Below are 12,330 nucleotides of genomic sequence, written 5' to 3'. Positions count from 1 at the left end.
CAACTCCCCGACCGCTCCATGACGGTCATGACGCGCCACCGATGGGGTGACGGTCACGGACCGGGCTCGGGCCAGCCGGTAAGTACCTGGCGTGACCCCCGCCCACCCCCATGATTCCGGGAGATACCCCATGCTCGTACGCCCCGTGCTCGGCACGGCCGCCGGCGCCGCCGCGCTGCTGCTCGGCGTGGTCGCGCCGGCGACCGCGGCCGACAACCCGACCGAGACCATCACCGTCGACAAGACCGGCCGCGTCGCGACGGACGGCACCGTCTTCCTCACCGGCACCTATCGCTGCAACAAGGGCACTGGACAGGTGTTCGTCAGCTCCTCGGTCAGTCAGAATTCCGACTCGGTCCGGTACGGCGTCGGCGGCACCCTGGCCCAGTGCGACGGTGCCGAACACCGCTGGGAGAACTCCAGCAAGGTGTCGTCGGAACGGATCGCCCCCGGCGCCGCCCGCGTCGAGGCCACCCTCCTGGAACTGCGCCCGCAGGGCGGCCTGCCACTGCCGTACTTCCGCGCCACCGGGCACCAGGACGTGACCCTCGCCGCGAAGTGACCGCTGGTTTCGTGGTGGCCGCGGGGGCGGCCGGGACCCGACAGCCCCCGCGGCCACCACGAAACCGGCCGGCATGCCGGGCCGGACGGACCCGGCAGCCGGGGGAGTCCGTGGCGCGCCCGGGGCCGCAACTGGGCGGCGTAGGTGCGTTCGGTGTGCTGGGACAGCACCAGCACGCCGGTCGCCGGGGCCGCCGGTCGGGTACGGCGGAATGGCCGGGTACGGCGGTAGCCGGGGTACGGCGGGCGGTACGGCCGTGTCGTGCGACGTGCCCGGGTGCCGGCCGGTCCGAGTGCCGCCTCCGGGGTGACCACCGCGGCGGGCGGACGGTGGGCGCGCCGGCGGCGGGCAACTCTCGTTCCGTTCAGCGCGGTTCGGGGGCGGCATCGGCTGACGCCCGGTCAGAAGTGGGTGGCGGTGCCGATGGTCCGACCGCAGGGCTATGTACAGTGCACCTATTTCTGAATACGATACTCGTCATGAACCTGATCAACCCCAGTTGTTCACCCATGGCCGTCAGCCTCCAGGCATGGCCCACATTCGTATTGCACTCGGCCAGGTCGGCGTAACCGTCGGGGACCTGGCCGGCAACGCGGACCTCATCCTCGAAGAGTGCGGCGTGCCGCCGAGCGAGGCGCGTACGTCGTCGCTCTGCCTGAAACGGCGTTACCCGGCCGCCCGGTCGAGGATCCGGCCCTGCCTGGGTCTTTCGTCGAGGCGTGCCCGATCGCGGCGTTCTCGACGAGCAATCGGAATGTCGTTCCCGGCAACGAGTCGACTGCCGTACGCATGCGTGGAATAGGTGTCGCCGTCGCGATCTGCGAGGACCTGTAGCAGGACGGCGGGTCGGTGGCTGCTGCCGGCGCCATTCCCTGGATATCCCGTGCCGGACATCGGCTTGAATGGCTACGTCGAACAGGACAGGACAGGAATTCAACGGAGATCGTCATGGTCGGATCCGACCCGCCCTGATCGAGTGCCGGCACCGCCGGGTCGGCCGTTGGCACGCCGTGAGCGTGCCGCGCCCGAAAACCCGGTCCGCGGTCTCGCGTAAAAAGTGGAAACAACCTCACTGCGGCGCGCGCCGCGCCGCACACATATGTCCCCGTCAATTGGCGTGCGACACATTTTGATCGCGCTGGGGGATGCGTGAAAACGGGGATCATGAACACGTGGAATTCGACAGGTGAGCGCGTTGAATAAAAATGACATGGCCGCAGCCGATAAAACCTCGGCAAGAGAACTGTGGCAGAAGCTCTTTGAAGTCGGCCGAATACTGAAGGTCGACCATGGCATCCATCCGGGTGACATCGGCGGCCACCGTCCGCGTGAGGTGGTGGCCACTGTGTCGGTGGACTCTGTCGAACAGGTCCAGGACGTGGTGCGTGCCGCGACGCAGATCGGTGCGAGGCTGTACCCGCTGAGCACCGGCGCCAACTGGGGCATGGGGTCACGGTTTCCGGTGGTCGAAGGATGCACCGTGCTCGATCTGAGCGCGATGACCCGCATCCGCGAACTGGACCTGGAACACGGGTACGCGGTGATCGAACCGGGTGTGACGCAGGCTCAACTCGCCAAGGCCCTGGAGGGTTCCGAGTGGGTGCTCAACGTCACTTCCTCCTGCGCCGACACCAGCATGGTGGGCAACGCCCTCGAACGCGGAGACGGCATCATCCGTTCCCGAGTCCAGGACACCCTCGCCGTCGAGGTGGTGTTGGGCAATGGTGAGCTGTTGACCACCGGCGGTCTGGACGGGCGCAGCCGGTACCACGGCAGGGTCGCCGGCCCCGATCTCACCGCCGCCTTCGTGGAGTCCAACCTGGGCGTGGTCACCGCGATGGTGGTCAGCCTGGTCCGCCGGCCGGAGACCACGGAGTTGGTGTACGCCTGTTTCCGGCCCGAGGCGTTCCCCGAAGTCGCCGACGCCGTGGCGCGGCTGGGCCGCGCCGGACTGCCGACGGACGGACTGCTGCGGCTGCGGGGCTCGGTCGTGCCGGCCGGCCCCCACGCACTGCCCGACACCCCGGACTCCGGGCTGCTCTCCATGACGGTGCCGCTGCTGGGGCGGAAGGAGACCGTGCAGCTCAGCCGACGGCTGATACGGGAAGCGCTGGAGTCCGTCCCGGACGTGGTGTCCTTCCGGAGCGTGGACGCCGCGACCGTCGAGGAAGACGACGCGTTGTACTTCCGGGCACGGATGGCACTCGGCATCCCCACCTGCGCTTCGCTGCGGCGCGGTCTGGGCGTGCCGAACTGCGACGTGGAGGACACCGAGCTGGCGTGGCTGATGTTCCTGCCTCTGGTGCCCCTTGACCGGGAACACATGGTGCGCGCGGTGGACGTCCTGCGCCGGGCGGTCGACCGGCACACGACGGCACTGACGGCCGAGTTCAACATCGTCTCCCCGCACATCGCCAACATGGTCGTCCAGATTGCGTTCAGCAGGACCCCGGAGTCGACTGCCCGGGCCCACGCCCTGCGTGACGAGATCCGGACGCACTTCGCCGACGAGGGCTTTCCGGCGTACCGCTCCAACATCGACCACATGGGCACCGAGCTGGCACTCAGGCGAGACGCCCTGATCGCGCCGCTGGCGGACCTCAAGCAACTGTTCGACCCGAGCGGTGTGATCTCTCCGGGCCGCTACCTGAACGGATCCGCGAAATGACAGGCGGCCCGGCCTCGTCCGGCACCCTTGACGCCCGCGGCGGATCCGGACCGGTGTTCGCCACCGCCAGGGACACGTCCGACGGCGGGACGCCGCACAGCGATGTGGTCATCGTCGGAGCCGGCGTCGGCGGCTCCTTCCTGGCGCTGCTCCTGGGACAGCGCGGACTCCGTGTGACGGTGGTGGAGCGCGCTGAGCGCATCGCGGCGCACGGCGCGGACTTCCTCAAGCCCCGCGGTCTCCGGTTGCTCTCGGAACAGGGACTGCTGCCCGAGTTGCTGAGCCGGGGCGCGCTGCGGCGCGACACGATCAGCTACTACCACGACGGGGATCTGCTACAGGACTACAGCTACCTCGATCACACCGGCCTCGGGTACTTCCTGATCCTGCCGTACCGGGAGATCGTCACTCCCATCGTGGAACGCGCCCAGCGCCTGCTGAACGTGGAGTTCGCCTTCGGCACGACCGTCGCCGCCGTCGAGACCCGGCCCCTCGTCGGCCGGGACGGCGAGTTCGGCGGGGAGGAGTTCGCGGGCGTGGAGGCCGTGGTTCTCAGCGACGGCAGAAGACTGAGCACGCGGGCGGTGGTCGATGCCGGCGGTCCGACCTCACCGGTGCGAGCGTTCGTGGGTGCCCGGCAGGAGAGCTACGGATACGAGCACGAAGTGCGGATGGTCACCATCCCGGTCACGCCCAGCATCGCCGAGCGCAACCGGATGTACTTCGACTCCACAGGCTGGTTCGCCTACTTCTACCCGGTGGACGCCGAGCAGGCACGGGTATTCGTGGGAGTGCCGCGGCACGAGGACGCCGCGGTCTTCGAGGAGCGCACGGAGAAGCTGACCGAGCGGCTGCGCGGCTTCGTCACGGACAGCGCCGACGCGCTGGACGCGCTGGACCCCTCCGCATTCCTGCGCGCCCCCGTCAAGGCGCTGCGCACGGCGCACTACCACCGGGGCAACGTGGCCCTGCTGGGTGGCACGGCGTTCAGTTGCCACCCGATGACCGGACAGGGCATGAGCTACACCCTGGAGGACGCCTCGCTGCTCGCCGACCTCATCGCCCGGTCCGCCGCCGACGGCGGACCCGAGCTGGAGTCGTTGCTGGCAGAGGAGTACGAGTCGCGCCGCGAGGTGCACGCGCGGCTGGTCGACTACGGAGACGACCTGGCCGGCTCCTACCCGAACCGGGAGCTCTACCAGAAGAGTTTCCGGCCCGGGATGCACGGTGGTGACGTGTAGAGCCCGAAGCAGGGGCGCCCTGCCGCGGTGATCGCTGCCGCGTCCGCCGAAGTCGAGCCACCACCACCGCAACCACCACCGCAACCACCGGTGTTCCGCCGTGCCTTACGCGTACCTCCGCCGCCCGGCGGCAATGAGAAAGGAAAATCTGTCATGGCGTCGACCGTCGCCGGGGAGCGGGGAAAGGAACAGCAGCCTCCCGCACCGGCAGCCAGGCTGCCCCGTCCGCAGCTCACCCTGACCGTGCTGCTGTGTGCGACCTTCATGCAGTTCCTGGACGTCTCCATCGTGAATGTCGCGGTGCCCTCGATACAGCGCGATCTGCACGCTGGCTCCGGCACGGTGGAGCTGGTGGCTTCCGGATACACCCTGGCGTACGCCTGTGTGCTCATCACCGCCGGCCGGCTCGGTGACCGCTACGGCTACCGGCGCCTGTTCGTCACCGGAATGGCGGTCTTCACCCTCGCGTCACTGGCCTGCGTCGTCGCACCGGACAGCGCGACCCTCGTGCTCGCCCGTGTCGTGCAGGGACTGGGCAGCGGGCTGATGGCTCCCCAGGTGCTGTCCGTCATCCAGGTCGAGTTCCCCCCGAGCAGCCGGGGCAAGGTCTTCGGCAGCTACGGTACGGCCATCGGCACGGCCACCGTGGTGGGTCCGGTGCTGGCCGGGCTGCTGATCGCGCTGCGGCTGCCCGGTCTCGACTGGCGGCTGGTCTTCGCCATCAACATCCCCGTCGGTCTCGCCGCGATGGCCGCCTTCCGTCTGATCCCGCCCAGCGTTCGGCAGGTCCGCGAGCGGCTCGACCCGGTGGGCGTCGCGCTGGTCGTGGCCGGCCTCGCCCTGCTGATCTATCCGCTGGCCGTGGGCCGGCAGCAGGGCTGGCCGGCCTGGTCCTGGGGGTCGCTGGGAGCGGCGGTGGTCGTGCTGGCGCTGTTCGCCCGGACGCAGTTCCGCCGTGAACGCCGGGGCCTGGACCCGTTGCTGCACCTGCGTCTGCTGGGCGACCGCACGGTCCGCCTCGGCCTGTTGGTGGTCCTGGCGTTCTTCGCCGGTGTGCCGCCGTTCTTCTTCCTGCTCTCGGTCTACCTCCAGGCCGGCTTCGGGCACTCGGCACTCGTCGCGGGCCTCACACAGCTGCCCTTCGCGGTCGCGACCGCTGTCGGCTCCCGCGCCGCGGGATCACTGGCCCGCCGGTACGGGACTGTCGTGCTGGTCTGCGCCACCGGGGCGCTGGCGGTCGCGATGGCCGCCCTGGCACTGATCGTCGAGTTCGCCGGAGCGCGGGCCACGCCATGGGAGCTGGCGGCACCGATGCTGGTGGGCGGTACGGCCTTCGGAGTCTTCACCGCGTCGGCGTTCACCGTCCTACTGGCTCAGGTACCGGCATCGGCGGCCGGCTCGGCCTCCGGCATGTTGACGACGGTCCAGCAGGTCGCCGGGTCGCTGGGGCTGACCATCGGCGCTGTGGTGTTCTTCGCCTCCCAACCCCTGGTCGTCCACCAGGCCGGTCCGGCGGCACTGCGGCACACCGCGGCGACCTCGTTCTTCCACACCCTGCTCTACGAGACCGCGGTGTTCGCGCTCGCCTGTGTGGGCACAGTGGTGCTGCACCGCAGGCCACGCGACGGGTCCCCGGTGTCCGCGCCGGCCAGTCCCTCCGAGGGGTGAAGCCACCCCGTGACCCTGGACCCTCGACGGTTGTGCCGCGAGGGCGCGTCGATGCCGCTGTCCGGTCCCGGATCCCCCGACTCCCGTATTCGGAGGCGGAACTGCGCCGGGCTGTACGTGCTGGGTGACTCCGGCCTGGAGGGCCGCACGGTCAGGTCCACCGGGCGGGTACGGCCGTTGTCGGCGACGTACTCCGTGGCGCGGATTCTCAAGATCGCCGACAGGGTCCCCCAACGGTTCCCGACAGGGTCCCCCAACCCCGACAGGGACCCTCAACGGTTCCCGGCAGGGTCCCTCAACGGTCCCCGAGGAGGCCCGCGTCGTGCGCCAGGACCGCTGCCTGGACGCGGTTCGCGCAGTTCGTGCGGGTGAGGATGCGGCTGATGTGGGCCTTGACCGTGCCCGCGCTCAGATACAACTCGTCGGCGATCTCGGCGTTGGAGAGGCCGGTGCCGAGGAGGCGCAGGACATCGCGTTCCGCCGCGGTCAGGTCTTCGGTGCGGCGCAGGGCGGCCTCGGTGTCGCGGCCGGAGCGGACGTGGCGGTCGAGGAGGTCGCGGGTGATCCGGGGGGCCAGGACCGGCTCGCCCCGGGCCGCGAGCTGTACCGCGCGAATCAGGTCCATCGGGCCGGTGTCCTTCAGGAGGAAACCGCTCGCCCCGGCGCGCAGCGCACGGGTCACGCTCGCCTCCTCGCCGAACGCCGTCAGCATCACGACGCAGGTACGGGGCGAGAGCCGCGCGATGTCCTCGGCGGCGGCGATACCGTCCCTGACCGGCATCTGGATGTCGAGCAGTGCCACGTCGACGGGCCGGGCCCGGCACGCGGCGGCCGCCTCCTTGCCGTCGCCCGCCTCGGCGACGACCTCGATGTCCTCGGCGTTCTCAAGGATCAACCGTATTCCGGCGCGCATCAGCGCTTCGTCGTCGGCGATCAGGACTCGGATCACCCGATCATCCTACGGCCGCCAGGATCAGCAGCAGGGCGACGAAGCCGACCGTCGGAAGGATCACGAGGAGTGCCGCGCAGCCCGAGCCCAGGACACGCGGCCAGGTCAGGATCTCGTCGGGCAGGGGGGCGCGGGCTCCCTTCTCGGTGACGTCCGATGTGCCGCCTTGTGCCGACGCGCCCACGCTCGCCGGGGCCCGGGGGATCTCCGCTCCCCGCTCTGGGGTTCCCACGCTCGCCGGGTTCCCCGGGTTCCTGTGCTCCGGCAGCCAGGCCCCCACCCGGAAGCCGCCGTTCAGCAAGGGGCCCGCCTCGAACGTGCCGCCCAGCAGCGTGATCCGTTCCTGACAGCCTGCCAGCCCGCTGCGATTGCCCCCGTGGGAGCGGCTTCCCGCATCCGGCGCCCGATTCGTGACGGACACCTCGATCCCGTCGCCCGCGCCCCTGACCGCCACCCGTGTGGGCGCGCCGGACGCGTGTTTCAGTACGTTCGTCAGCCCCTCCCGGACCACCCGGTGGATCGCCTGACGCGTGGCGAACCCCGGCTCGGCCGTCTCCGGAACGGACCACTCCAGCTCGACGTCGCTGCCCGTCCGCCGGGACTCCTCGACCAGGGCGGCGATGTCCGCGCGTGTCCCCCGCTCGTCCCCGGCTCGGTCCGCACGCCCCCTCGGGTCCGCCGGCTCCGTCAGGTCCTCGCGCCGCAGCACACCGAGGATTTCCCGGAGTTCCCCCATGGCCGTACCGGCGGTCGTCCGCAGCAGTTCGGCCTGTCCGGCGAGCGCCGGCACCTGCTGCGCCACACCCAGCTCAAGCGCCCCGGCGTGCACCGAGATCAGGCTCAGCCGATGGCCGAGCAGGTCATGCATCTCGCCCGCGATACGCTGCCGCTCCTCCAGCCGCGCCGCGGCAGCCGTCAGCGTACGGGTCTGTTCGAGATAGGCGTTGCGTTCCCGCAGCAGGGCGGCCAGGGGACGGCGCCGCCCCAGCAGCGTCCCGGCCAGGGCCGGAAGCAGCAGGAGCAGGACCGCCGAACCCGCGTTCGCGGCCAGCGTCAGCAGCAGGCCGTCGGTCTCGGCGTCGGGCAGCACCAGGACCCGGACGACGGTCAGGACACCGACGGCGGCGCAGCCCAGGCCGACGACCCGCCACGCGTGGCGGGTCGGTGCGATACGCCGGGTGGCGGCCAGCACGATCAGCGGCACCACCGCGAGTGTCCACACGTTGTCGCCGACGAGCAGCAAGGAGGCGCCGAGGACGGCGGCGACCGGTCGGCCGCGTCGGGCGGGGAGGAGCAGCGCGGCCCACAACGCCGCCAGGACGGCCGAGGCCGACCGGTCCGGGGGGAGCAGGAGGAGCGGTACGAGGCAGAAGACGGCCGCCAGGGCGGAGAGCACCGCCTCCGTGACGAGCGTACGGCGCGGGGCGGCCCGTACCGCGGCCCGGCACTCGGCCACGTGACGGCGCGGCCACGTAGGCGTTCGGCTCACGATTCCCCTTGCCTCAGGCGCAGTTCCGCCCGGAGCGCGGGCACGTCCACGTGGGCGGCTGCCAGGAGGCGTACGACGGCATCGGTGCCGGTGCCGGTATCGGTGTCGGTGTCGGCCTTTGAGTCCGGGCCCGGGTCCGGGTCGGCGCCCACCCTCGTCGTCCGCTCGTCGAGCAGCGCCGCGAGCAGATGGACCGTTCCGACCGTGGGTGAACCGTGTTCGGCGGCGGAGAGGCGTGCGATCGCCACGACCCGGTCGGCGGCGGACAGCGGGCTGCCCTGACCGTCGTCGCCCTGGTGGTCGCCGCCGCCCTCGGGAAGCGCGGCGAACGGGATCTCCGCGACGGCGGCGACGAGGGACACCTGCGGCACCCCGTGCGCGCGCAGCACCTCCGGCGCCGCGTTGGCGTACGCCAGGTTCCCGGGCAGCGAGCGCCCGACGACGGACAGGGCCCGGTCCAGGGCGAGTATCCCGAGCAGGAGGTCCACCGGTTCCGGCTTGGCCCGCCCGTGGCGCGCCGCCCACCGACCGGCCTCGATGGTCACCGCGACCACGACCGGCGAACCGTTGGCGGAGCTCTGCGCGGTCCAGGAGTACAGCGCTCGGGACAGCCGGTTGCCGCTCCTGCCGAGCGTCCCGGACCGGCGCAGCACGGTGACGCCCCGGGACTCCGGCCGCTCGGTCTCCACCGAGGCGCCCGCGTCCAGCGTGTCGAGCGCGGTCGCCGCGGCGGCCGTGTCCAGCTTCTCCAGGACCAGGGCTTCGCGCGCCCTGGTGCCGGGCAGTTCCAGCAGGGCGCGGGCGACATGGCGGCAGCGGACCGCGACCGTCCCTTCGGCGCGGGCCGACCGGAGCGCGAGCAGCAGGCACGCGCGGAGCCCACCCGTCATTCCGGGCAACTCCCGGCCGCCGTCCTGGTCCGACCGGCGCGTGGCGAGGCCGTGACGCCACCGGGCCTCCCGCCAGGCGGCGCCGACCTCCCGCCGGTCGGCCTCCGCGTCCGCTTCGTCATACGCCCTCTCGCCCGTGCGGGCCGAAGCCACCGCCGCGTCGCGCGCCGCGTCACCGTGCACCTCGTCGTCGCTCACCCACCCGCGCCCCGCCCGCGCGGCGATCAGGCCGCTGAGCGAACCGGCCTTCCGCATCCCCGGGGCGATCGTCTCACCGGCCTCCCAGTCCCCGAGGACGAGTTCTCCCAGCAGGGTGTCCGTCCCGACGACCTGTTCCTCGCGCCGGACCGCGCGCCGCAGTGTCTCCACGAGCAGATCCATCACGTCCTGCTCGAACTCGGTGGCGTATATCGCGGTTTCGGTCGTACCCCGCTGCCCCATCGACGTTCCCCTCGAAGTGCGATGCCTGTCCTGTCCTGTCCACCGCTACGCTAGAGGCACGCCCACACCCCCCGCGTCGGCCGACCGGCCAGACCCCCGATCCGATCGGCACCCCGCCCGACGCCCCCGGAATCCGATCGGCACACCTGGTACGACCCGCAGGTGACGGGTGCCGGCCGCCGTCCGGGCCGTATGCGGTGCGAGGCTGCGGAGCCGGACGTGCCGAGGAGGACGAGGCGGCGGCGGGGAGTCAACCCGTCGCTGAGGGACTTCAGTTGCGAGTACGTTCTCGATCGCGGCCCGAGGCTCCTCGTCCGCGGAGAACGCCCGCCGGTCCGGTGCCGCGAGGTCCTCTCAGTTCGCGCCGGACGCGGGACGGCCCTCGGTGCGCAGCCGCCGGGCTTGTTCCACGTACCAGTCGATCGCCTCGGGATTGGCCAGGGAGCCACGGTTGACGGCGGTGTCCGGGTCGTGTCCGGCGAAGAGTCTCTTGACCGGGACCTCGGTCTTCTTCAGCGCGTGGGTGACCGGTACGGCGGGCGCGGCGATGATGTCGTCCGGGACGTGCCGGTGCGAGGTGCGCTCCCGGATCGTGGCTCTGACCCTGGCCCTGAGTTCGTCGGTGAGCCGGATGCCGTCGTCGAGGACCACGAAAAGCGGCATCCAGTAGCCGCCGTCCGGCTCCTCCACTCCGATGACCAGGCAGTCGCGGATCTCGGGTACATGCCGCAGCGCGGCGTAGATGTCGCCGCTGCCGAGGCGGACCCCGAACCGGTTGAGGGTGGCGTCCGACCGTCCGTGCACGATGAACTCGCCTTCGGGGGTCTCGGTGATCCAGTCGCCCTGGGTCCAGGTGCCCGGGAACTTCTCGAAGTACGAGCCTCGGTACCTGGTGCCGCCCTCGTCCCCCCAGAAGTACAACGGCATCGACGGCATGGGGCGGGTGACGACCATCTCGCCCACCTCGCCGACGACCCGTTCCCCTGCCTCGGACCAGGCCTCGACCGCCACACCGAGTTGGGGCCCTTGCAGCCTGCCCAGGTGCACCGGCTCCAGCGGGTTCGAGCCGATGAACCCGCTGCAGATGTCGGTGCCGCCCGTGTCGGAGCCGAGGTGGACATCGCGCTTGACGTGCTCGTGGACCCATCGCCAGGTCGAGTCCGGCAGCGGCGAACCGGTGGAGAGGATGGAGCGGAGCCGGGACAGGTCCCACTCCCTGCCCGGCTCCGCAGCGGCCTTCTCCACCAGGGACAGATAGGCCGCGCCGGTGGCGAACATCGTGCTGCCGGTCAGCGCGACGACCTCGAACTGCCGGTCCTTGCGCCGGTGGGTGGGCGACCCCGCGCAGGTGACGACACCGGCGCCGGACATGAGGGTGTTGACCAGGGTGTTCCAGACCATCCAGGAGGTGTTGGCGGCGACGTAGTAGCGGTCGCCAGGGCCCATGTCCTGGTTCAGGCCGGTCTGTTTGAGAGCCTCCAGGGTCATGCCGCCGTGCCCGTGGACGATCCCCTTGGGCGTGCCGGTGGTGCCGGAGGAGAAGAGGATCCAGAGCGGATGGTCGAAGGGCAGCCGCAGACAGGCGGGTTCGGCGTCGTCCGCCACCAGGGCGGCGAAGTCCAGACGGCCGGAGGTCGCAGGTCCGGCTCCCGGTTGCGGGACCGGCTCCAGGTGGCGGACGAGAAGGGTGTGCCGCAGGCCCGGCAGGCCGGCCTCCACCTCGGCCAGATGGTCCAGCCGGTGGAATTCCCTGCCGTTGAACCGGTAGCCGTCCACACCGATCAGGATCTTCGGTTCGAGCCGGCGCAGCCGGTCCAGAGTGGCCGGGACGGACAGGTCGGGCGAGTTGATCGTCCAGACCGCGCCGACGCTCGCGGCCGCGAGCATCCCGATCACGGCCTCGGGCAGGTTCGGCAGTACGGCCGCCACCCGGTCCCCCGGTTCGACGCCCAGACGCCTCAGGTGGGCCGCGAGCGACGCGACCCGGGCCGCGAGGTGCCGCCAGGTGAGTTCGGAGGTGGTGTCGTCCTCGCCGACGGAGACCACCGCGGTGGTGTCCGCGAGCCGTGGATCTCGCGCGTGGCGCAGCACGTTCTCGGCGAAGTTCAGCCGGGCGTGCGGGTACCAGACCGCTCCGGGCATGCGCTCCTCGGCCAGCGCGGGCCCCTGGAAGCCCTCGCCGATCACGCCGAAGTACTCCCGCACCGCGTCCCAGAACTCGGCCGGCTCCCGCACCGACCAGCGCCAGACCTCGCGGTAGTCCGTCGCCCGGACGTTCCGGTGCCGGGCCGCCCAGGACATGAAGTCCCACAGGCGGGACGCCTCCCGCTGCCCCGCGGTGGGCCGCCACGTCATCTGCCGGCCCTCAGCCGTACCGTCGTGGTCCCCGCTGCCGTGCGTCGCGCTGCCGTGAGCAGGCATT

General features: G+C 71.3%; 8 protein-coding genes. 4 read left to right on the top strand and 4 right to left on the bottom strand.

What is annotated here, in order from left to right; genetic code table 11:
- Positions 1–130: 130 nt before the first annotated feature.
- The 4 genes from ACFC09_RS02975 to ACFC09_RS02960 all read left to right on the top strand — a co-directional run bounded on the left by ACFC09_RS02975 (position 131) and on the right by ACFC09_RS02960 (position 6,139).
- A complete protein-coding gene (locus tag ACFC09_RS02975) occupies positions 131–562 on the top strand; it encodes a DUF6299 family protein (protein WP_376523296.1) in 432 nt (143 codons plus the stop codon).
- A 1,210-nt stretch (positions 563–1,772) separates the two neighbouring features.
- The gene (locus ACFC09_RS02970) at positions 1,773–3,230 is read left to right on the top strand and encodes an FAD-binding oxidoreductase (RefSeq protein WP_376523293.1); all 1,458 of its coding nucleotides are present in this window, start codon (positions 1,773–1,775) and stop codon (positions 3,228–3,230) included.
- Positions 3,227–4,471, top strand: a complete 1,245-nt coding sequence (locus tag ACFC09_RS02965; RefSeq protein WP_376523291.1) for an FAD-dependent oxidoreductase — start codon at positions 3,227–3,229, stop codon at positions 4,469–4,471. The genes ACFC09_RS02970 and ACFC09_RS02965 overlap by 4 nt, the downstream gene beginning before the upstream one ends.
- Before the next feature lie 153 nt (positions 4,472–4,624).
- Complete coding sequence (locus ACFC09_RS02960) at positions 4,625–6,139, top strand: MFS transporter (RefSeq protein ID WP_376523289.1); 1,515 nt, start codon at positions 4,625–4,627, stop codon at positions 6,137–6,139.
- 295 nt (positions 6,140–6,434) lie between these two features.
- Here the strand turns inward: ACFC09_RS02960 and ACFC09_RS02955 are convergent, their stop codons facing one another.
- From ACFC09_RS02955 to ACFC09_RS02940, 4 genes are all read right to left on the bottom strand, one after another.
- Complete coding sequence (locus tag ACFC09_RS02955) at positions 6,435–7,088, bottom strand: response regulator (protein ID WP_376523287.1); 654 nt, start codon at positions 7,086–7,088, stop codon at positions 6,435–6,437.
- A gap of 4 nt (positions 7,089–7,092) precedes the next feature.
- A complete protein-coding gene (locus ACFC09_RS02950; protein ID WP_376523284.1) occupies positions 7,093–8,577 on the bottom strand; it encodes a sensor histidine kinase in 1,485 nt (494 codons plus the stop codon).
- Positions 8,574–9,908: a Clp protease N-terminal domain-containing protein gene (locus tag ACFC09_RS02945; protein WP_376523281.1), complete on the bottom strand. Its 1,335-nt coding sequence runs from the start codon at positions 9,906–9,908 to the stop codon at positions 8,574–8,576. Before ACFC09_RS02945 ends, ACFC09_RS02950 begins: the two co-directional genes overlap by 4 nt.
- Before the next feature lie 354 nt (positions 9,909–10,262).
- Positions 10,263–12,329 (bottom strand): acetoacetate--CoA ligase, encoded by a 2,067-nt coding sequence (locus tag ACFC09_RS02940; RefSeq protein ID WP_376523278.1) that lies wholly within the window; start codon positions 12,327–12,329, stop codon positions 10,263–10,265.
- Position 12,330 lies beyond the last annotated feature (1 nt).

The organism is Streptomyces sp. NPDC056161 (assembly GCF_042268025.1).
GTDB lineage: Bacteria > Actinomycetota > Actinomycetes > Streptomycetales > Streptomycetaceae > Streptomyces.
This window is presented reverse-complemented; position numbering and strand designations above follow the sequence as displayed.

Bases quoted from the DNA above. Each gene is read 5' to 3' on its own strand.
- ACFC09_RS02975 (WP_376523296.1), top strand. From the start codon at position 131: ATGCTCGTACGCCCCGTGCTCGGCACGGCCGCCGGCGCCGCCGCGCTG.
- ACFC09_RS02970 (WP_376523293.1), top strand. From the start codon at position 1,773: ATGGCCGCAGCCGATAAAACCTCGGCAAGAGAACTGTGGCAGAAGCTC.
- ACFC09_RS02965 (WP_376523291.1), top strand. From the start codon at position 3,227: ATGACAGGCGGCCCGGCCTCGTCCGGCACCCTTGACGCCCGCGGCGGA.
- ACFC09_RS02960 (WP_376523289.1), top strand. From the start codon at position 4,625: ATGGCGTCGACCGTCGCCGGGGAGCGGGGAAAGGAACAGCAGCCTCCC.
- ACFC09_RS02945 (WP_376523281.1), bottom strand. From the start codon at position 9,908: ATGGGGCAGCGGGGTACGACCGAAACCGCGATATACGCCACCGAGTTC.
- ACFC09_RS02940 (WP_376523278.1), bottom strand. From the start codon at position 12,329: ATGCCTGCTCACGGCAGCGCGACGCACGGCAGCGGGGACCACGACGGT.